This is a genomic window from Oxalicibacterium sp., from assembly GCF_057353965.1.
Genome location: NZ_JBMQZD010000004.1, coordinates 41,640 through 62,719 on the forward strand (window position 1 = coordinate 41,640; position 21,080 = coordinate 62,719).

At 60.5% G+C, this 21,080-nt stretch carries 19 protein-coding genes; 11 read left to right on the top strand and 8 right to left on the bottom strand.

What is annotated here, in order from left to right; translation table 11 throughout:
• Positions 1 to 81: 81 nt before the first annotated feature.
• Positions 82 to 1,407: an MFS transporter gene (locus ACO1VH_RS06650; RefSeq protein WP_486243699.1), complete on the bottom strand. Its 1,326-nt coding sequence runs from the start codon at positions 1,405 to 1,407 to the stop codon at positions 82 to 84.
• A gap of 149 nt (positions 1,408 to 1,556) precedes the next feature.
• On the opposite strand from ACO1VH_RS06650, the gene cyoA reads away from it, so the two are divergent.
• The 7 genes from cyoA to ACO1VH_RS06685 are packed head-to-tail and all read left to right on the top strand — an operon-like array spanning position 1,557 to position 8,323.
• Positions 1,557 to 2,585, top strand: coding sequence for a ubiquinol oxidase subunit II (cyoA, locus tag ACO1VH_RS06655; RefSeq protein ID WP_486243701.1), 1,029 nt, complete (start codon positions 1,557 to 1,559; stop codon positions 2,583 to 2,585).
• Positions 2,575 to 4,572, top strand: a complete 1,998-nt coding sequence (cyoB, locus tag ACO1VH_RS06660) for a cytochrome o ubiquinol oxidase subunit I (protein ID WP_486243703.1) — start codon at positions 2,575 to 2,577, stop codon at positions 4,570 to 4,572. Before cyoA ends, cyoB begins: the two co-directional genes overlap by 11 nt.
• A complete protein-coding gene (cyoC, locus tag ACO1VH_RS06665) occupies positions 4,565 to 5,200 on the top strand; it encodes a cytochrome o ubiquinol oxidase subunit III (protein WP_486243705.1) in 636 nt (211 codons plus the stop codon). Before cyoB ends, cyoC begins: the two co-directional genes overlap by 8 nt.
• On the top strand, positions 5,197 to 5,628 hold the full coding sequence (gene cyoD / locus ACO1VH_RS06670) for a cytochrome o ubiquinol oxidase subunit IV (RefSeq protein ID WP_486243707.1): 432 nt from the start codon (positions 5,197 to 5,199) through the stop codon (positions 5,626 to 5,628). Before cyoC ends, cyoD begins: the two co-directional genes overlap by 4 nt.
• Entirely contained in the window at positions 5,625 to 6,476 is an 852-nt protein-coding gene (locus tag ACO1VH_RS06675; RefSeq protein WP_486243709.1) for an SURF1 family protein, read from the top strand. The genes cyoD and ACO1VH_RS06675 overlap by 4 nt, the downstream gene beginning before the upstream one ends.
• Positions 6,445 to 7,791 (top strand): ATP-binding protein, encoded by a 1,347-nt coding sequence (locus ACO1VH_RS06680; RefSeq protein WP_486243711.1) that lies wholly within the window; start codon positions 6,445 to 6,447, stop codon positions 7,789 to 7,791. Before ACO1VH_RS06675 ends, ACO1VH_RS06680 begins: the two co-directional genes overlap by 32 nt.
• On the top strand, positions 7,781 to 8,323 hold the full coding sequence (locus ACO1VH_RS06685) for a response regulator transcription factor (protein WP_486243713.1): 543 nt from the start codon (positions 7,781 to 7,783) through the stop codon (positions 8,321 to 8,323). The genes ACO1VH_RS06680 and ACO1VH_RS06685 overlap by 11 nt, the downstream gene beginning before the upstream one ends.
• A 12-nt stretch (positions 8,324 to 8,335) precedes the next feature.
• On the opposite strand, the gene ACO1VH_RS06690 is transcribed toward ACO1VH_RS06685, so the two are convergent.
• Both ACO1VH_RS06690 and ACO1VH_RS06695 read right to left on the bottom strand, forming a co-directional pair.
• Complete coding sequence (locus ACO1VH_RS06690; protein ID WP_486243715.1) at positions 8,336 to 9,289, bottom strand: pyridoxamine 5'-phosphate oxidase family protein; 954 nt, start codon at positions 9,287 to 9,289, stop codon at positions 8,336 to 8,338.
• Positions 9,286 to 9,906: a glutathione S-transferase family protein gene (locus ACO1VH_RS06695; RefSeq protein WP_486243716.1), complete on the bottom strand. Its 621-nt coding sequence runs from the start codon at positions 9,904 to 9,906 to the stop codon at positions 9,286 to 9,288. Before ACO1VH_RS06695 ends, ACO1VH_RS06690 begins: the two co-directional genes overlap by 4 nt.
• A gap of 102 nt (positions 9,907 to 10,008) precedes the next feature.
• On the opposite strand from ACO1VH_RS06695, the gene ACO1VH_RS06700 reads away from it, so the two are divergent.
• Entirely contained in the window at positions 10,009 to 10,908 is a 900-nt protein-coding gene (locus ACO1VH_RS06700) for a LysR family transcriptional regulator (RefSeq protein WP_486243718.1), read from the top strand.
• A gap of 165 nt (positions 10,909 to 11,073) precedes the next feature.
• Positions 11,074 to 12,198, top strand: coding sequence for an OpgC domain-containing protein (gene opgC, locus ACO1VH_RS06705; protein ID WP_486243720.1), 1,125 nt, complete (start codon positions 11,074 to 11,076; stop codon positions 12,196 to 12,198).
• Between the two features lie 89 nt (positions 12,199 to 12,287).
• Here opgC and ACO1VH_RS06710 read toward each other — a convergent pair whose 3' ends face one another.
• Both ACO1VH_RS06710 and ACO1VH_RS06715 read right to left on the bottom strand, forming a co-directional pair.
• A complete protein-coding gene (locus ACO1VH_RS06710; protein ID WP_486243722.1) occupies positions 12,288 to 13,538 on the bottom strand; it encodes an acyl-CoA dehydrogenase family protein in 1,251 nt (416 codons plus the stop codon).
• Between the two features lie 35 nt (positions 13,539 to 13,573).
• A complete protein-coding gene (locus ACO1VH_RS06715) occupies positions 13,574 to 14,557 on the bottom strand; it encodes an aliphatic sulfonate ABC transporter substrate-binding protein (protein ID WP_486243724.1) in 984 nt (327 codons plus the stop codon).
• A 304-nt stretch (positions 14,558 to 14,861) separates the two neighbouring features.
• Here ACO1VH_RS06715 and fumC point away from each other — a divergent pair, with 304 nt between their 5' ends.
• A complete protein-coding gene (gene fumC, locus ACO1VH_RS06720) occupies positions 14,862 to 16,250 on the top strand; it encodes a class II fumarate hydratase (protein WP_486243726.1) in 1,389 nt (462 codons plus the stop codon).
• A 109-nt stretch (positions 16,251 to 16,359) separates the two neighbouring features.
• On the opposite strand, the gene ACO1VH_RS06725 is transcribed toward fumC, so the two are convergent.
• From ACO1VH_RS06725 to ACO1VH_RS06735, 3 genes are all read right to left on the bottom strand, one after another.
• Complete coding sequence (locus ACO1VH_RS06725) at positions 16,360 to 16,893, bottom strand: hypothetical protein (protein WP_486243728.1); 534 nt, start codon at positions 16,891 to 16,893, stop codon at positions 16,360 to 16,362.
• A 49-nt stretch (positions 16,894 to 16,942) separates the two neighbouring features.
• Positions 16,943 to 17,161, bottom strand: a complete 219-nt coding sequence (locus ACO1VH_RS06730) for a CsbD family protein (protein WP_486243730.1) — start codon at positions 17,159 to 17,161, stop codon at positions 16,943 to 16,945.
• Between the two features lie 264 nt (positions 17,162 to 17,425).
• Positions 17,426 to 18,298, bottom strand: coding sequence for a YihY/virulence factor BrkB family protein (locus ACO1VH_RS06735; RefSeq protein WP_486243731.1), 873 nt, complete (start codon positions 18,296 to 18,298; stop codon positions 17,426 to 17,428).
• A 563-nt stretch (positions 18,299 to 18,861) separates the two neighbouring features.
• On the opposite strand from ACO1VH_RS06735, the gene ACO1VH_RS06740 reads away from it, so the two are divergent.
• Positions 18,862 to 21,048: a PAS domain-containing sensor histidine kinase gene (locus ACO1VH_RS06740; RefSeq protein WP_486243733.1), complete on the top strand. Its 2,187-nt coding sequence runs from the start codon at positions 18,862 to 18,864 to the stop codon at positions 21,046 to 21,048.
• Positions 21,049 to 21,080: the final 32 nt, after the last annotated feature.

Genomic DNA, 21,080 nt, shown 5'->3' on the forward strand with positions numbered 1-21,080 from the left:
CTACATCTATATATAGAAGGGCAAAGAAAAAGGGTTGCGGCATTGCTGCCGCAACCCTTTTTTTATTTCAGATCAGGGAAATCAGTTCCGGATTTCCAGTGCCCGGTTCAGGCTCAGTGCCGCCAGCGATCCGACTGCGCCGGACAGCAGATAGAGGCTGACGTAGCCCAGGCCGAAGTGTGCCGACAGGCCCAGCGCCACCAGCGGTGCGAAAGCCGCGCCGACCAGCCAGGCCAGATCCGACGTGAGGGCCGCGCCGGTATAACGGTATTTCGGCAGGAAGTTGGCGGAAACCGCACCGGCAGCCTGGCCGTAGGACAGGCCCAGCAAGCCGAAGCCGACCATGATGAAGATATCCTGACCCAGATCGCCGCCGTCCATCAGCGTCGGCACGAAGCCGCTGAAGACCGCGATCAGCACGGCCAGCGTGCCCAGCGTGGTGCGGCGGCCGAAGCGGTCGGCGACGATGCCGGACAGCACGATGCCGACCATCGCGATCGCAGCGCCCATCATCTGCACCACCAGGAAGTGGCTGAGCGAGCGTGTCGAGTACAGGTTGATCCACGACAGCGGAAACACCGTGACCAGATGGAACAGCGCATAGCTGGCCAGTGCGGCCAATGCACCGATGACCACGTTGCGCCCCTGGTTCTGTGTCATTTCCATAACATTGGTCGGCTGCAGTTCCCGATCATCCAGCAGATGGGTGTATTCTGGCGTCGAAATCAGGCGCAGGCGGGCGAACAGTGCGACCACGTTGATGGCGAAGGCCACATAGAACGGATAGCGCCAGCCCCATTCGAGGAAGTCTTGCTGCGACAGCTCCAGCAACAGGTAAGAGAACAGGCCGGCGGCGATGATGAAGCCGGTCGGTGCGCCAAGCTGGCCCAGCATTGCATACCAGCCGCGTTTGTTCGGCGGTGCATTCAGCGCCAGCAGCGACGGCAGGCCATCCCAGGCGCCGCCGAGCGCGATACCCTGGCCGACGCGCAGTAATGACAACATGATAATGGCGGTTACGCCGAGATCGGCATAGGCCGGCAGGAAGGCGATGCCCGCCGTGGAACCGCCCAGCAGGAACAGCGCGATGGTCAGTTTGGCTTCGCGGCTGAGCCGTTTCTGCGCTTCCATGAAGAGGACGGTACCGAACGGCCGCGCCAGGAAGGCGAGGGCAAAGATCGTGAAGGCGTACAGCGTGCCTTCCAGCTTGTCCGCGAACGGGAAGAAGACCGCCGGGAACACGAGCACCGAGGCGATCGCGTAGACGAAGAAGTCGAAATATTCGGAAGTGCGCCCGATAATGACGCCGATGGCGATTTCACCGGGGGCGATGTGGGTATTCCGGGTATTCAGGTTCCGGGGACCGTCGCCAATGTCGTGCTGTGCTGCATCGTAGGTGGTAGCCATGGTGTTCGCCTCCATTTCGTTATTATCTAACGCGTCGAAACCCTTGCTGTACAACGGTTTCGGCCGGGGTAGGACAAAACGTCCAATCGGCAAAACGCGTCATTGACGTTACAGTAGCACGATCCTTCAACCTCTGTTAATGCACCCGCATGATTTCTTTGACAACTCGTCGCGGATTGTTACTGCTGCCACTACTGGTACTGCTCGCAGGATGCGACACGGTAGTGATGAATCCATCAGGCGACATTGCCGTCCAGCAGGCAAATCTCATCGTGATCTCCACGCTGCTGATGCTGCTGATCATCGTTCCCGTGATCGCCCTGGTAATCATCTTTGCATGGCGCTACCGGAAAAACAATACCTCCGCCAAATACGACCCGGAATGGGATCATTCGACCAAGCTGGAGCTGATCATCTGGGGCGCGCCGCTGCTGATCATCATCGTCCTGGGTCTGATCACCTGGGTCTACACGCACAAGCTGGATCCGTATCGTCCGCTGGACCGCATCGACGAGAACCGTCCGATTTCTTCGGCAGCCAAGCCGCTGACGATTCAGGTCGTCGCGCTCGACTGGAAATGGCTGTTCATCTATCCGGAGCAGGGCATCGCCACCGTGAACGAACTGGCGACGCCGATCGACGTGCCGGTGCGCTTCGAGATCACGGCTTCGACGGTGATGAACTCGTTCTACATTCCTGAACTGGCCGGCCAGATCTACGCGATGCCGGGCATGGAAACGCGACTGAATGCCGTCATCAACAAGCCGGTCGAGTCGGAAGGCTTCTCGGCGAACTACAGCGGTGCCGGCTTCTCGCACATGCGCTTCAAGTATCACGGCATGGATATCGCCGACTTCGACCGCTGGGTCAATGAAGCCAAGGCCAACGGCGCAACGCTGGATCGTGCGGTCTACACCGAACTGGAAAAACCGAGCACCCGCGAGCCGGTGACCTACTACGGTACCGTGGCGTCCGATCTGTACCATGCGATCCTCAACCGCTGCGTCGCAGAGGGTACCGTCTGCATGGACAAGATGATGTCCGACGATGCGAAACGCATCAAGATCGATGCCGAGGCGCGCAACTTCCTCGACAACAAATCCGCACCGCGCATTGCACAAATCGATGCGCAACTGTGCACTTCTTCCAATTCATTGAAGAACAACGATGCAAACTGATCTGACGAAGCTCATCTTCGGTCGCCTGAGCTGGGAGGCGATTCCCCTTCATGAACCGATCCTGATCGCCACGTTCCTCGGTGTGGTAGTCGGTGGTGTTGCGGTTCTTGCCCTGCTGACCAAATACCGCCTGTGGGGCCCGCTGTGGCGCGACTGGATCACCAGCATCGACCACAAGAAGATCGGCATCATGTACATGATCCTCGGTCTGATCATGCTGCTGCGCGGCTTTGCCGATGCGCTGATGATGCGCGCGCAGCAGGCAGTTGCATTTGGCGACAACGCCGGCTTCCTGCCGCCGCACCACTACGACCAGATCTTCACGGCGCACGGCGTGATCATGATCTTCTTCGTGGCGATGCCGTTCGTTACCGGCCTGATGAACTACGTGGTGCCGCTGCAGATCGGCGCGCGCGACGTGGCGTTCCCGTTCCTGAACAACTTCAGCTTCTGGATGACGACCTTCGGCGCGGTGCTGGTGATGGTTTCGCTGTTCGTCGGTGAATTCGCCAAGACCGGCTGGCTGGCCTATCCGCCACTGTCCGGCATCCTGCACAGTCCCGACGTCGGTGTCGACTATTACATCTGGGCATTGCAGGTCGCCGGTGTAGGCACGCTGCTGTCCGGCGTCAACCTGATCGTGACCATCGTCAAGATGCGCGCACCCGGCATGGACATGATGAAGATGCCGGTGTTCAGCTGGACCGCACTGTGCACCAACGTGCTGATCGTCGCTGCCTTCCCGGTGCTGACCGCCGTGCTGGCGATGCTGTCGCTGGATCGTATCTTCGATACCAACTTCTTCACGAACGATCTGGGCGGCAACGCCATGATGTACGTGAACCTGATCTGGATCTGGGGCCACCCTGAGGTCTACATTCTGGTTCTGCCGGTGTTCGGCGTGTTCTCCGAAATCGTCTCCACGTATTCGGGCAAGCGTCTGTTCGGCTACACCTCGATGGTGTACGCAACCGTCGTCATCACGATCCTGTCGTACCTGGTCTGGCTGCACCACTTCTTCACGATGGGTTCGGGCGCGAGCGTGAACTCGTTCTTCGGCATCACGACGATGATCATCTCGATCCCGACCGGTGCGAAGATCTTCAACTGGCTGTTCACGATGTACCGCGGCCGTATCCGCTTCGAACTGCCGATGATGTGGACCATTGCCTTCATGATCACCTTCGTGATCGGCGGCATGACGGGCGTGCTGCTGGCAGTTCCGCCGGCTGACTTCGTGCTGCACAACTCGCTGTTCCTGATCGCGCACTTCCACAACGTGATCATCGGCGGTGTGGTGTTCGGCGTGTTCGCCGCAATCAACTATTGGTTCCCGAAAGCATTCGGCTACAAGCTCGATCCGTTCTGGGGCAAGTGCTCGTTCTGGTTCTGGGTGATCGGCTTCTACCTCGCCTTCATGCCGCTGTACGTTCTGGGCCTGATGGGCGTGACCCGCCGCATGAGCCACTTCACCGATCCGTCGCTGCAGATCTGGTTCCAGGTCGCTGCCGTTGGCGCTGTATTGATCGCACTGGGCATCGCATCGATGATCATCCAGTTCGGCGTCAGCTTCCTGCGCCGCGACAAGCTGCGTGACGTGACCGGCGATCCATGGAACGGTCGTACGCTGGAATGGTCGACTTCGTCGCCGCCGCCTGACTACAACTTCGCATTCACGCCACGTGTGTATGAAGGCGATACCTGGGCGGACATGAAGAAGCAGGGCTACAAGCGTCCGCTGTCCGGCTTCACCGCAATCCACATGCCGAAGAACACCGGCGCCGGCTTCATCATCGCTGCCTTGAGCGCGCTGGTCGGCTTCGGACTGATCTGGCACATGTGGCTGGTGGCGGCCGCCAGCTTCTTCGTGATGCTGGCTGCAATCATCATTCACACCTTCAATTACAACCGCGATTACTACATCCCGGCGGAAGAAGTCGTCCGTACCGAAGATGCTCGCACCCGTATGCTGGAAAGCCATGTCTGAGATCACTGCACAATCTGCCGGCGCCATGAGCGCTGACCCGAGCGCACGTTTCTACGTGCATGAGCATCACCCGGAACAAGGTACGCTGCTGGGTTTCTGGCTCTACCTGATGAGCGACTGCCTGGTGTTCGCCTGCCTGTTCGCAGCGTACGCCGTGCTGGGCCGCAACTATGCAGGCGGCCCGACCGGTGCCGAACTGTTCGACCTGTCGCTGGTGGCAATCAACACCGCCTTCCTGCTACTGTCGTCGATCACCTACGGTTTCGCGATGCTCGAATCGCAACGCAACAAGCTGAAGAGCACGATGGTCTGGCTAGTCATCACCGGTCTGTTCGGCGCGGCCTTCCTGGCGTTGGAACTGTACGAGTTCCATCACCTGATCCATGAAGGTGCAGGTCCGCAGCGCAGTGGCTTCCTGACCTCGTTCTTCGCACTGGTCGCTACCCACGGTCTGCACGTGACCTTCGGTATCATCTGGCTCGTCACGCTGCTGTTCCAGTTGAACCGTCACGGCCTGAGCCAGGCAAACCACCGTCGCCTGATGTGCCTGTCGATGTTCTGGCACTTCCTGGACGTGATCTGGATCGGCGTCTTCACCTTTGTCTACCTGATGGGAGTTCTGCCATGAGCGCGCATCACAACCACGATCATGGCCATGACCACGGACACGGCCATCACGACGATCATGCCAATCACGGCACGCTGAAGAGCTACGCGATCGGTTTCATCCTGTCCGTCATCCTGACCGCGATTCCATTCTGGCTGGTGATGGGCAAGGTGATCGAGAATTCGAGCACGACGGCCATCGTCATCCTCGGTTTCGCAGCAGTGCAGGTGGTCGTACACATGATCTACTTTCTGCACATGAACTCGAAGGTAGAAGGCGGCTGGTCGATGCTGGCCATGGTGTTCACCATCGTCGTCGTCGTCATCATGCTGGCCGGTTCGATCTGGGTCATGTACCACCTGAACCACAACATGATGCCGCACATGATGTCTGATCCGACGCATGAAATGCACATGCCGAGCAATCACACGATGTCCGACATGCCATGACAGGCGCCCTGGAACGCGACGGCACGGCTTCTCACGAAATCGAACGCCGCCCGCGTTCCCTGGCCGTGCGGCTGATACTTGCCGCGACGGCCGTTGTATTGTTTGCCGGGTTTCTCGCACTGGGAACCTGGCAGGTCTATCGGTTGCAATGGAAGCTGGCATTGATCGAACGTGTCGAAACGCGCGTTCATGCCGCACCGGTGCAGGCGCCAGGTCCTGAGCGCTGGCCGCAAATTACTGCAGCATCCGACGAATACCGCCATGTCCGTCTGACTGGCGTCTATCTCCCCGAACTTTCCGTCAAAGTACAGGCTGCTACCGAGCTTGGCAGCGGCTATTGGCTGCTGACGCCGTTGCGTACCGAAGAAGGCACGGTTGTGCTGGTCAACCGCGGCTTCATCTTCCCGAACGTCGATACAGCGCGTAGCGCGGCGGTCGACGGCGCGGTGACGGTCAGCGGTCTGCTGCGCATCAGCGAACCGGGTGGCGGTTTCCTGCGCCACAATGATCCTGCCGGCAACCTTTGGTATTCGCGCGATGTCGCGGCGATTGCCGCTTCGCGCGGCCTGACGGCTGTCGCGCCGTACTTTGTCGACGCCGATGTCGGCATGGAGCCGCCGGCGGCAAATGGTGCAGTTCGTCCGGTCGGGGGGCTCACGGTCATCCGTTTCCACAACAGCCATCTGGTCTATGCGCTTACTTGGTATGCTTTAGCCTTGATGGTGGCGGGCGCCGCCTTCTGGGTCAAGCGCGACGAGCGCCGCGCCCGGCGCGCCGCCGATCGACAGCATCGTGGAACAGAGGACCACAGCAAAGATGGCAGTCACGACCGACACCCCAGTCACTGAAAAAAGAATCGCCGGGCCATGGAGTGCGCCCAAGGGCGAAGCTGCGGCTGGACACAAGAACATGCGGCTGTTGATCCAGCTGCGCTGGATCGCCGTCATCGGCCAGATCACGACGATCGCCGTCGTCACGATGGGTTACGGCATCGAACTGCCGGTGCGCCACATGCTGGAAGTGCTGGTCTGCCTGATCGCCTTCAACATCGGCAGCCAGCTGCGCTGGCATGAGCGCCGCATCGTCACCAACAACGAAGTCTTTCTCGCGCTGCTGATTGATGTCGCCATCCTGACGGCGCAGCTGTATCTGAGCGGCGGCACCACCAATCCCTTCGCGTTCCTCTATCTGCTGCAGGTCATCCTGGGCGCCGTCCTGCTGGAGGCATGGTCAACCTGGATCATCGTTGGCGTCACCAGCCTGTGCCTGGCCGGGCTTGCCAAGTTTTCCGCACCGCTGGTGCTGTCGTACGAAGACAGCGACAGTTATCTGAGCCTGTACGTGCAAGGCACGCTGCTGTGCTTCGCGATCAATGCGGCGCTGCTGGTCTTCTTCATTACGCGCATCGGCCGCAATCTGCGCGCCGGCTACGCACAGCTCTCTGATCTGCGCCAGCGCGCGGCCGAGGAAGAACACATCGTGCGCATGGGCTTGCTGGCCTCCGGTGCTGCGCATGAACTCGGCACGCCGCTGTCGACGCTGTCGGTGATTCTCGGCGACTGGCGCCGCATGCCGGAGTTCGCCAACAATCCGGAACTGCGCGAAGAGATCGGCGAGATGCAGACGCAGGTGCTGCGCTGCAAGGCTATCGTCAGCGGCATCCTGCTGTCGGCCGGCGAAGCGCGCGGCGAATCGTCGGTGAAGACCACGATCAATACCTTCCTGAACGAGCTGGCCGACGAATGGCGCGAAAGCCGTCCTGTCGTCGCTTTCGATTACGACAATCGCATCGAACGCGATCAGCCGGTGGTTTTCGATTCGGCGCTGAAGCAGATGATCTGCAACGTGCTCGACAATGCGCTGGAAGCATCGCCGCGCTGGCTGGCGATGAAGGCGGAATGCGAAGCCGATCTGCTGCGGCTGACGGTGACCGATTCCGGTTCCGGCTTCGCGCCGGCGATGCTGGCGCAGTTCGGCAAGCCGTATCAATCGACGAAGGGCAGGCCAGGTGGCGGGCTTGGCCTGTTTCTGTCGGTTAATGTCGCACGCACGCTGGGCGGTACCGTAACCGCGCATAATCGCGAAGAGGGCGGCGCGCAGGTGCAGATTACGTTGCCGCTGGCGACGATCGCGATCGAGGAGGACGATATCCATGCAGTCTGAAGAACAGCGCCTGTTGCTGATCATCGAGGACGATGCCGCATTTGCACGCACGCTGGTGCGCTCGTTCGAACGCCGCAATTATCGCGTGCTGCACGCGTCCAGCCAGGACGAGGCGGAGACGTTGCTGGAAGAGCATTCGCCCGGCTATGCCGTGGTCGATCTGAAGCTGCACGGTAATACGTCGGGACTGGCTTGCGTGCAGATGCTGCACGAGCACGACCCGGAAATGCTGATCGTCGTGCTGACCGGCTTCGCCAGCATCAATACGGCGGTCGAAGCGATCAAACTGGGCGCGATCCAGTATCTGGCCAAACCGTCCAATACCGACGACATCGAGGCTGCCTTCGAGCAGGTCGCCGGTAACGCCGATGTCGAGCTGACCAATCGTTCCACGTCGATCAAGACGCTGGAATGGGAGCGCATCCACGCGGTGCTGGCGGAAACCGACTTCAATATCTCCGAAGCGGCGCGCCGCCTCGGTATGCATCGCCGCACACTGGCGCGCAAGCTGGAGAAGCAGCGCGTCAAGTAGTCGGAATTCTCATCACCAGTGGCCGGTACGCGCCAGCGCCGGTGATACTTCCTGCAACATCCAGCGTAACGGGATCGCATGTGTCGTGCGTTGTACGCGTTGCACATGAAACCGCCACAGGCGTTCGGCTCCATCGAAGCGCTCCGCTTCCGGCACTTCCCAGACAATTTCCGTGCGGCCTTGCAGATGCAGCAGGTCGCCGTTCGAAAAATCGACGAACAGCAATGCCGCGCGATCGTCCACCAGCAGATTTCCCAGCGTGTTGAAGTAGCGGTTTCCGGTGAAATCGGGAATCGTCAACGTATTGCCGTCGATGCGTACAAAGCCCGGGTGGCCGCCTTTGTGCGATACGTCGATACCGCCTTCGTTGTTGCGTGCATCGATGCCGCTGGCGACGAAGAAGGTGTCGGCTTGCGCGATCATCTCGCTTGCTGAGGCATCCAGCTGGTCGGCAATCTGTATTTCTTCGCTAGGTGTGCTTTGCGTGACATGCACGACTTCGCGCAGTTGGATGTACTTCGGGCAATTGCCGAACGATTGCGTCACCTGCAGTTCGATGCCGCCTTCACTGACGGCACCATCGATGCGACGGACGATGCCGTTCGCACGATTGCGGCGACGGTTGCCGAGATCGATGCCCAGCATGCCGATCGGCTTTCCCGGTTGAAGCAGGGGCCGTACATTCGCCTGCCAGTTTGCGCGGCCGTCGATATGCAGTGTCTGCGCATCCGGCGCATCGATAAAGCCGGGCGGGCCTGTGACGATCGTGGCGACAGGTGCACCGTCTGCATCGATCGTGGCCAGCATCACGTACGACAGCATCGAAAAGAAGTCACGATGCTGATCCGGCATCGCGTCGCGTATCGCGAAGCCGGGCGGGCCTCCGCCGGCCAGTGCATGGGCGCGTCGTTCGCCTTCGTGGAAAGGCTCTTCCTTGCGCGCCGGCAGGATAGGTGCGTTATTCATGATGCTGCGGGCACGGGCGATGCCGGCATGGGATGGAAATGCGGCAATGCTTCCACGCGCTGCAGCCAGGCGCGGATGGCCGGATATGCTTCCAGCGAAATGCGGCCTTCCGGCGCATGCGCGATATACGAATAGCAGGCGAGATCCGCGATCGTCGGATGCGGCGTCGCCAGCCACTGGCGTTGCGCCAGATGGCTATCCATCATATGGAACAGGCGCGCGGTGATTTTTTCTGCAAGGGCGACATCGACTTCGCCCGGCATATTCCACAGCGCCGTCATGCGCGCACTGGCCGGGCCGTATCGCACTTCGCCAGCGGCAATCGACAGCCAGCGCTGCACCTGCGCGGCGGCGATCGCGTCTGATGGATACCACTTGCCTTGCGGCGCATGGCGCAGACTGAGATAAACCAGGATCGCGTTGCTGTCGCTGAGGACGAGATCGCCGTCGACCAGCACTGGAATCTGTCTCAGCGGATTCAGTTTCAGAAAATTCTCTGAACTGCGCACATCGGCACCTGCGGCGATGAATTCGTACGGCAGTTGCAGCATGTCGAGCAGCAGCGCGACGCGATGGCAATGGCCGGAAAGCGGCACACCGTAAAGCTTGATGGTCATGATGGAATCCTCCGTTGAATGAGAGGCTTCATCGTATGAATTTCTGAAAATGAAGTAAATCAGGCAAAATTGCAATTAACTATTTCAATTTCAGGAATAATCATGGATCGCCTCGACGAGCTGGAAGTCTTTCTTGCCATTCTCGATACCGGCAGTCTGATTGGCGCCAGTCGCAAGCTGCGGCGTTCGGCACCTGCGGTGACACGCCTGCTGTCGTCGCTGGAACAGCGGATCGGCGTGCGGCTTGTCGAGCGCACGACGCGGCATCTGGCAGCGACCGAAGCGGGCATGCGGCTGGCGGCGCAGGCGCGGCAGGTGCTGGCGGATTACGACGATGCGGTGCGCGAGGATGCGGATGCGCCGTTGCGCGGCACGCTGCGTCTGACGACGCCGCTGGTATTCGGCCGCCGGCACGTGGCGCCTATCGTCAACAGTTATCTGGATTTGTATCCCGGGATGCGGGTCGACATGGTGATGAGCGATCGCAATCTCGATCTGATCGAGGAAGGGTTGGACGTCGCGGTCCGTATCGGTGCGATGGCGGATACCAATCTGGTGGCGCGGCGTGTCGGTTCGGTACGCCGCATGCTGGTGGCAAGCCCGGAATATCTGGCGCGACGCGGCAAGCCGAAGACGCCCGACGATCTGGCGGCGCATGACGTCATTTACACGTCCGGCCGCCTGGCTGCGATGGAATGGCGATTTCGCCACGCAGGCCGTGAACGCACGATGCAATTGTCGCCGCGTCTGATCGTCAATGAAATCGATGTCGCCCTGCTGGCGGTGAAGGCCGGGCGCGGTCTGGCGCGGGTGCTGTCTTACCAGGTGGCCGACGATCTGGCTGCCGGCACGCTGGTGCGCGTGCTTTCAAGTTATGAGCCGGAAATGCTGCCGGTACAGTTGGTCGTTGCCGGCACGCGGCACATGGCGCCGAAGGTGCGCGCCTTCCTCGATCTTGCGGTGGAGCAGTTGCGCAGCCTGAAGATCATTCAGCAGCGTTGAAGAAGTTCGTGCATTGCATCATGCAATGCGTAAAAGAAATGCGTGCCGGAAAGAACTTTTTCCTGTTTGGCGCGTTCTACAGACGTTCTCTCCACGGACGCCAGCTTCATCGGCAGGCATGAAACATGCTGCCGTCACGGCGTTGCTCCTCTCTCGATCGACAGAATGACCAATACGCTTTCCCGCCGCTGGGAGCTGGATGCGCTGCGCGGCCTGATGCTGGTGATGATGTTCACCACCCATTTGCCGACCCGTTACAGCAATATTTTCGGGCAGTCCTTCGGTTTCGTTTCCGCCGCCGAAGGCTTCGTCATCCTGTCGGCCTTCATGGCCGGCATGGTCTATACGCGCAAGGCGCAGCGTGATGGCGTGCCGGCGATGCGTCGTGCCTTCTTCCGTCGCACGCTGACCGTCTATGCGTGGCATGTCGGCTGTCTGCTGTTGCTGTTCACCGTCATCGCCGGGCTCGGCCTGAAGTTCGGCCAGCCGGGGCTGAAGAGCCTGATCGGCTTCTATCTGTACGATCCGGTGACTGCGCTATGGGCCAGCGTCCTGCTGATCTACAACCCGCCGCTGCTGGACATTCTTCCGCTGTACATCCTGCTGTTGCTGCTGAGTCCGTGGCTGCTGGCTCACGGCATGCGGTGCGGCTGGCGCGGCATCTTCGCCGTCAGCCTGCTGCTGTGGGCGGCGGCACAGTTCGATATTTCGGCCGCACTGTACGCGATGCTGGTTGCGGCGACTGGCCTGACCGTGCCGTTTCGCGAGACGGGCGCGTTCGAAACCTATGCGTGGCAATTGCTGTGGGTGCTGGGCCTGTGGCTGGGATCCATGCACGCGCAAGGCAGGCTCGATCGCTGGCTGGCTTTTTCGCCAAGAATTCTGGGGACGGCGCTGGCGATTGTCGTCATCTGCTTCGTCTGGCGCCATGCAGTCGGGCAGGCGCCGTTTCCCGGTAATGACGTGCTGAATCGCTGGCTGTTCGACAAATGGCATCTGGCGCCGCTGCGCATGGTGAACTTCCTCGCGCTGGCGATCGTATTGCAGCATTTCGGTCAGCGTATTGCGCCGATGCTGCCGCGCTTGCGTTTCTTCGAAGCCATGGGCGCGGCATCGCTGCCGGTGTTCTGCATGCATCTGCTCGTCGTGCTGGTGATCCGCGCCGTGCTGGGCGACAGCTTCGACGACCGCACCGACTGGGACGATGCCGTACTGCTGATCGGCGGCGTACTGCTGCTCTATCTGGTGTCACATCTTGCTGCGGGCTGGCGCAATCGTCCACGCCGCTGAATGGCCGGCAGGGAGAATGCCGTGCAGGATTCTCCCTGCGGAAAAGACCACGAATAACTGCATCGCCATGAATGGCGGCAAACAGCGGGTCACGAATAGATCGACGGTGCCGGCGTTTCTCCGCTCAGCACCCATAGGCCGACATCCTTCAGCTTGTAGTCCAGCGAATCGTGCAGCGTGTGCACGCGCACGTTGCGCCAGAAACGATCGAAGCCGTACTTGGCCGCCGTTGCGCGTGCGCCCATCACCTCGAAGATTTTCGACGTGATGTCCAGCGCTGAGCGGGCTGCAGCAATCTTGGTTTCGAAAATCGCCACCGCCAGTTCGCCGCGTTCCTGCGCGGTCAGCGCATCGCCGCGTTCCCATGCATGCTGCAATCGCCGTGCCGCATCTTCGGCCAGTACGATTGCGCCGCGCAGTGCGATACGCAGGTCGCCGAAGCGCTGCTGCGTGAACGGATCGTCGCTCGCGCGTTCGAGGCCGGACTGGAACCACGGCCGCCCCTGTTCGTGTACATATTTCCATGCGTTCAGCAGCGCACCCTGCGCATTGCCGAGGTAGATCTCGACCAGGATCAGTTGCGACACCAGCGTGCGCAGCGTCGCGCGTGGCGTGCCGGCGGTGCCCGGCGGACCGAGCACTTCGTTCTTTTCGACGCGCACCTGTGTGAAGGTGACCGAGCCGCTGTCGGTCTGGCGCTGGCCCATGTTGTCCCAGTCGTCCAGCACCTTCACGCCGACGCGGCTGGTCGGAATCGACAGGAATACGCGGTCGGCTGGATCGGCGGAACGCGGCGCGGTCACGTTCAGCATGTCGGAACCCGTCGCGCCGGAGCAGAACGACTTGATGCCGTTCAGCTCGTAGTAGCCGCCGTCCTCATTCTTCCACGTCAATGTCGTGCGAGTATCCAGCCCGTTCGTCGCATTGCCCCAGAACCAGTTCTCGCTGACGGTCTGGCCAAGCAGGCGTTCCTTCTGCTGCGGATTGCCGAACAGCGCGACGCTGGCGACCTGCAGATGCTGGAAGCCGAACAGATGCGCGAGCGAACTGTCGACTTCGGCGAAGCGGCGAATGATGCGATAAATGTCCGGCCATGGCCTTTCCGGTCCGCCGTAGGCAGCCGGCACGGCAAGCTTCAGCAGGCCGCTGTCGCGCAATGCCTGCCGCTCCGCCCACGCGGTGCCGCCCTTGCGGTCGCGTGCGACGGCGGTGGCGGCCAAGGCGGCGGCGGTGGATTCGACGGCATCAGTCAGCGCGCCGAAATCGCGCTGCGCCAGATGCTGCGGCGTGAAAGTAGCGGCGGACGGCAGCAGTTCGCCCGGCTTCGGTAGTTGGCCCATTTCGATTCCGTATGTGGCAAAAATCAGAACATCAATCAGAACAGCGGAACGGCAGTCGCGTTCACCTTCTTCGGCAGCAGTCCTTCGGTGAAAAAGGCATCGGCGATCTTCTGCTGTTCGCTCAGGTGCTGCGGCACGACGGCGCGCACGTTGTAGCTGCGGCGTGCATTGGCTTGCTCGATGGTGGCGGCATCCAGTCCCCACACCGGCGACAGCAGCGCGGCGGCATTGGCCGGTGCCTGCTTGACCCATTTGCCGGTGGTTTTCAGTTCATCGACGATCAGCTTGACGACATCCGGATGCGCTTTCGCGAACGGTGTCGAAGCGAGGTAATAGCGCTGGTAGTCGGCGAGATTGCGGCCGTCGGTCACGATGCGCGCATGTGCCTGGCGCTGTGCAGCGGACAGGAAGGGATCCCAGATCACCCAGGCATCGATCGCGCCTTTCTCGAATGCGGCGCGGCCGTCGGCCGGTGCCAGATAGGCGGGCTGCACATCCTTCAGCGACAGACCGGCCTGATCGAGCGCGGCCAGCAGCAGGTAATGTGCGCCGGCCGCCTTGGCGAAGCCGATGCGCCTGCCTTTCAGATCGGCGACGGTCTTGATCGGCGAATCGGGTTTGACGAGGATCGCCTGCGCGCTCGGCGACGGTGCTTCCTGCGCGATGTAGGTCAGTTGCGCGCCGGCGGCCAGCGCGAACACCGGCACCGTGTCGGCGACGTCGGCCGAGACGTCGACCGCGCCGACGTTCAGCGCTTCCAGCAGCGGCAGGCCGCTGGCGAATTCATGCCAGCTGACCTTGACGCCGAGCGGCGCCAGTTTCTGTTCCAGCGTGCCGCGCGTCTTCAGGATGGTGATCAGCGTCGATGATTTCTGGTAGCCGATGCGTACGGTATGAGCGGTATCCGGCTTGCTCTGCGCCTGTGCGGTGAAGGACAGGATCGCCAGCACCGGCAGCAGCGCAAGCAGGGTGACAACGCGGCGTCGCAATGCGGAAAGAGGCTGATGAATATGGTTCATGTGGTTCTCCCTGTGATGAATGATTGAATCGTGCGATGGCGAAACGATGAACGCGTGCGACCGATAACTGGCGGGTGTCGGCAGACATGTCTGGAGCGCATGCGGGAAAACGGCAGATTAACGATTCGACTTTGCGAAAGGAACGAATCTCTTCGCGCATGCATCTGCGGTTTTTGCATTAGCCGATTTGCGCATATGTACATGCAAAAAAACGCGGGTTCGGACATCCGGCCGTATTGTTTGCTATCGTGTGTAATGCCACGCCGCAGACCATGACGCCATGCACGATGCAAGGAGAGACACCATGACCACACGCAAGGAGCGCGATACGTTCGGGCCGATCGATGTCGACAACGATCGCCTGTGGGGCGCGCAGACGCAGCGCTCGCTGATGCATTTCCGCATTTCCACCGAGAAGATGCCGCCGGAATTGATTGCGGCGCTGGCTGAAGTCAAGCGCGCTGCGGCGACGGTGAACCGCGATCTGGAGCGGTTGCCGAAGGAGAAGGCGCAAGCCATCGTCGCTGCGGCGGACGAAGTCATCGCCGGCCGCCATCCGCAGGAATTTCCGCTGGCGGTGTGGCAGACCGGTTCCGGCACGCAGAGCAACATGAACATGAACGAAGTGCTGGCCAATCGCGCTTCCGAACTGCTGGGCGGCGAACGCGGCGAAAAGCGCCTCGTGCATCCGAACGACGACGTCAACATGGGGCAGTCGTCCAACGACATCTTTCCGACCGCGATCTACGTCGCGGCTGCCATCGGCGTGCACAACCGGCTGCTGCCGGCCATCGAACGTCTGCGCGCGACGCTGCAGGCAAAGTCGGACGAGTTTGCCGACATCGTCAAGATCGGTCGCACGCATCTGCAGGATGCGACGCCGCTGACATTGGGACAGGAATTCTCCGGCTACGTCGCGCAGTTGGCGCATGCGCGGAACTGCATCGCGGCGCTGCAGCCGCCGTTGCGTGAACTGGCGGCTGGCGGTACGGCAGTGGGAACGGGATTGAACACGCATCCGGAATTCGGCGTGCGCATCGCGGCGGAACTGGCGCGCCGCACCGGCGTGCCCTTCGTCAGCGCGCCGAACAAGTTCGCCTCGCTGGCTGCGCACGATGCATTGGTGGCGGTGCACGGCGGCCTGAAGACGCTGGCAGCGGCGATGATGAAGATCGCCAACGACGTGCGCTGGCTGGCATCCGGCCCGCGTTCCGGCCTGGGCGAGCTCGGCATTCCGGAAAACGAGCCGGGCAGTTCCATCATGCCGGGCAAGGTGAATCCGACGCAGAGCGAGGCGGTGACGATGCTGTGCTGTCAGGTATTCGGCAACGACGTCGCGCTGAACATCGGCGGCGCATCAGGAAATTTCGAACTGAACGTCTTCAAGCCGCTGCTGGCGCATAACTTCCTGCAGAGCGTGCGCCTGCTGACGGACGGCATAGACAGCTTCGACGAACATTGCGCGCACGGCATCGTTGCGCATCGCGACCGCATTGCCGACCTGATGGCGCGCTCGCTGATGCTGGTGACGGCGCTGGCGCCGCACATCGGCTACGACAAGGCAGCGCAGATCGCCAAGCAGGCACACAAGGATGGCACCAACCTGCGCGATACCGCGATTGCGCTCGGACTGGTCAGCGGCGAGGATTTCGACCGCTGGGTGCAGCCGAAAGACATGATTCATCCGGGTTGAAGCGCGCTGTATAAAAAAAAGCGGTTTCCGCATCGCTGCGAAAACCGCTGCATGAATCAATTCACTCGCGACCGTGACATGCCGCCGCGGTCAGGCGATGCGCCGATTCTTATTTGTTGGCGTTGGCGGCCGAGATGCAACGCGATTTTTCCGCACCGCTCAGCGTGTCGCATCTTTCGCGCTGTGCAGCGACGTTGGCGTCATGTTTGTCCTCGGCAGCATCCTTGCGTGCTTCGGATGAGGCTTTTGCAGCCTTGGCATCGGCAACGGCGGATTCCTTGGCAGCCTTGGCTTCCTTCTCGCAGACGTCTTTCTGATTACCTTTCAGGTCGTCGCACTTTTCCTGGGCGACTTCATAGTCGGCATCGGCGATGTCCTTGCGTGCCTTTTGGCGTGCCTTGTCGGTGCCTTTATAGGCAGCCTCGGCATTGGCTTCCGTCTTCACGCGTGCAGCCTTGGCCTCCGCCTGGCAGATGTCCTTGGCGTTGTCCTTCAGCGTGTCGCATTTTTCGCGTGCTGCCTTGTATTCGGCCTTCGCGCTTTTTTGCGCGGCATCGTAGGAAGCCTTGTCCTGTGCATGCGATGCGGACATGAAGCCGAAACTGGCGGAGGCGATAACGATCATCGAGAGTGCTTTTTTCATGATGGTGTCCTTTTGTCGTTGTTGAAAAATGAAAGGATGGATTGCGCGCTTACATGAAGCGGCGATCATCGCGATTGCGTTCCTCGAAGGAGCGAATCTGTTTTTCTGCCTCGTCCTTGCTGACGCCGTACGCTTCCTGGATTTGTCCCGAAAGCTGGTCGCGCTTGCCGGCAATGGTGTCCAACTGATCGTCGGTGAGCTTGCCCCATTGCTCCTTGATGTTGCCTTTGAACTGTTTCCAGTTACCTTCGATGATGTCCCAATTCATGACACTTCTCCTTGGTGGTTTGCATTGCTGGTCTGTACTGCTTCCTTCATTGCGGCAAAGATGCCTGCAATACCCTATGCAATACGCGGGCCAGATTTTTTGTCTTTAAAAATCAATAGGTTAAAAATGATGAGTTGATTTTATGTAAATAATTTACGTGCCATTGCAAACACTACATGTGGGAAAAAAAGAGGGTGCATGCCGGAGAACCGGAAGGCGCCGAAGGACAATGCAGCAATGCGTGGCAAACGTACGAAGAAAGATTCAGGCGGGAGTATTGGAATTGGCTGCGTGCGCGTTTTGATCATGGCGCAGCGTGCCGAACCACAACGCATACTGGCGCGTAAAACTGGCGCCGAGGAAGAAGATCTGCGCCGAGTAGTAAACCCATAGCAGCAGCACCACCAGCGAGCCGGCCGCGCCGTAGCCGCTCGCCACGCCGCTGTTGCCGAGGTAGACGCCGATCACGTGCTTGCCGAGGCTGAACAGCGCTGCCGTACCCAGCGAGCCGATCGCGACGTCGCGCCATGACAGCTTGATCTGCGGCAGCATCTTGTAGATGACGGCAAACAGGCAGGCGATCACGAGGAAGGAGATGAGATTGGACAGCGGCTGCAGGACGAAGGCGGATTCCCGCCAGAAGCCACCCCAGTAGCGTTCCAGCACTGCCAGCAGCGCGCTGACGACCAGCGACACCAGCAGCAGGAAAGCCAGCACCAGCACCAGACCGAAAGACAGCAGGCGCACGCGCAAGACATTGCGCCAGCCGCCTTGGCGCGCCATCGGCACATGCCAGATTTCGTCGAGGCTGTCCTTCAGTTCGGCGAAGATCGTGGTGGCGCCGAACAGCAGGGCGCCGATCGCCACGATCGTCGGCGCAAAGCCGACGTCCGGACTGTGCGCATTGGCCACCAGCATCTGGACGGCTTCCGCACCGGCCGCGCCGACCAGATTGTGCAGCTGCGCGAAGATTTCGCCGCGCGCCGCCTGCGGACCGAACACGGCGCCGACGATGCCGATGGTCAACACCAGAATGGGCGCCATTGAAAACAGCGTATAGAAGGCGACAGCAGCACCCTTGCTGCCACCGCGTTGCGCAAACCATTCCGTTACCGAGCAGACCGCGACGATGCGCATGCGTCTCCAGATGGAGAGATTTGCGGAAGGCGATTGTTCCGTCATGGAAATCCCGATCGTTGAGAGTCCAGAAAAAACGCTGTCACAACAGAAGAGTCGATGCGATGCCGAAAAGTTGCCGTTGATCCGTATGCACGATCGCCTGCTTTCCTACGCACGATGCAGTCGCACGCCTATGGAGCAGGCCGGATGGTGTTGCTAGGATGAAGTTCAGGGCGGACCGGCAGCATCGGTCCGGTAATCCACTTCTGCAAGCTCAAGGAGGACATGATGGGTAAATACTTCATTGCCTGGCTGCTGGGCGTACCGCTGGTCGTACTGGTGCTGATCTATCTGATTTTCTGATTTCAGGTTTTGCCGATGTAGCGGAACCATTTCATTTCAACAATATCTGATCTGCGGATTACATCAGATCGCATCTTCGGCATTTTTCGATTTTTGCGTGGAAGCAAGAAGCCGGCTTGGCCGGCTTTTCCTGTCTATTGACAAGCTATAACAGGCTGTCAGGCAAATAGGCATGCGGCGCGAAAAAGCGGACAATGGCGAGCATGCGGTACGGAGTCTTGGGTGCTGACGCATGCGACGATTTGTATTCGCTGTCGTTCGCATCATGCTCCAGCCGTTCGGCAGACGCCGACCAGCAGTTCGTTTCATCCTCAATGGAGTCCGATTACATGTTCCGCACACCGGGATATCGCGCGAGGTATGGCGCGGGGTGCAGCATATTGTTCGCACCGTTGTTCGCCGCCTGCTTCATCGCAGTGATGGGCGTGATCGCCATCGTCAACTGGCATCAGCAGTACTGGCTGTTCAATTTCCGTCTGGCCGATCTCGTCCCCGTGCGGCCGAACGTCGGCATTGCTTTCATCCTGGCCGGCATTGCACTGACGTTGCGCGCAATCCGCATGCCGCGCGGTAGCGCGCAAACGGCCATAACGGTAGGTGCATTTCTGTTTGCCGCGCTGGTTGCACTGTGGGCGCTGCCGTCGCTGACAGTGTTCCTGTTCGGTCTCGGCCTCGATGCGCATGCGCTGCTGCCAGGCATCAGCAAAGCCACGCTCGCGATTTATGCGGATCCAATGCGGCCGCTGACGGCGTTGAGTTTCATGCTGGGCGGCTTGAGTCTGCTGGCGCTGGATTACCGCACCAGGCACGACCAGTATCCGGCCGAATACGGCGCCTTCATTCTGGTGGGCATCACCGGCATTCCGCTGATCGGGCATCTGTACAACGTGATCTCGATCGACGGCATTTCGTCCACGCAGGCGATGATGCCGTTTACCTCGATTGCCTTCCTGATCCTTGCGCTCGGCATCCTGTCGTCGCGCCCTACGCACCGGCTGATGAGCCTGTGGAACAGCAAGTCGCCCGGCGGTCCCTTGCTGCGTCGCCTGCTACCGAACAGCCTGCTGTTGCTGATGATTCTGGATTTCATCGTCAAGTGGGGTGTGCAGCGCGGCTTCTACGATGCGGACAAGGCGTCGCCCTTGCTGATCCTGCTGGCCAGCTCGCTGTTGTTCATCATGTTCTGCCGCACGGCAGCGCTGCTCAACCGTGAATACGAAGGGCGCCAACAGGGCGAAGCAGCGCTGGCGGAAAGCAATGCGCTGCTGCGCGCGGTCAGCGACAGCACGCCGGATGCGATTTTCGTCAAGGATATTTCCGGCCGCATGATCTTCGCCAATCCGGCCAAGCTGCGCCTGCTGGGCAAGGATCGCGAGAATGTGATCGGGTACCGCAATGCCGATCTGTATCCCGATCCGACCGATGCCGAGCGCGTCAGCCTGGAAGATCAGAGCGTCATCGAGAGCGGAAGGCCGCGCGTGTTCGAGACGACGACCAATTTCCCGAGTGGCGTGCGCACGCTGCATTCGACCAAGGCGCCGTGGCTCAATGCGCGCGGCGAGATCATGGGCTTGGTCGGCATCAGCACCGACATCACCGAACGCAAGCGGATGGAAGACACGCTGAAGGCGCACGAGACGCAGCTGGAAGCGCTGGTCGCCGCCCGCACGGCAGAAGTCAGCGAACTGATCGGCCACCTAGAAAGTACACGGGAAGAAGAGAAGCGCGCGATCGCGCGCGAACTGCATGACGATCTCGGTTCGGCGCTGACGGCATTGAACATGCATCTGTCGATGGTCTTCCAGCAGATGCCACCGGATCCGAAATTCACCGAGCGTTCGGTCAAGATCAAGGCGCTGTTGAGTTCGATCACCGATGCAACGCGCCGCATCCAGAACGGTCTGCGTCCGGACAAGCTCGACGTGTTCGGCATCAAGGTGGCGATCGCCGAGCAGGCGCTGGAGTTCGAGAAGTATTCGGGCATGGCCTGCAATGTCAGCCTGCCGGACGATCCGCTGACCTATGCGCCGCGCGTGGACATTGCGCTGTTTCGCATGGTGCAGGAATCGCTGAACAACATCGCCAAGCACGCACAGGCGACGCGCGTGGACGTGATCCTGGACGATACCGACGAGGAAATCGTCCTGACGATACGCGACAACGGCATCGGCATTGCACCGGAGCGGCTCAATAACGTGATGACGCACGGCCTGCGCGGCATGCGAGAACGTGCCGCGTATCTGGGCGGTTCGGTCAAGGTGGCAGGATCGCAGGGGACTGGCACGGCCATCGTGGTGACGATTCCGAAGATCGACGGCAACATGGCGGAGAACGTGGAAGAAACGACGGACGATGTTGCAGAAGGTGCCGAAGAAGCAGCGGTCGAAAGAAACAACGGGAGATAAGGCGCGATTGACCGGGTGAGGTGGGCGAATCT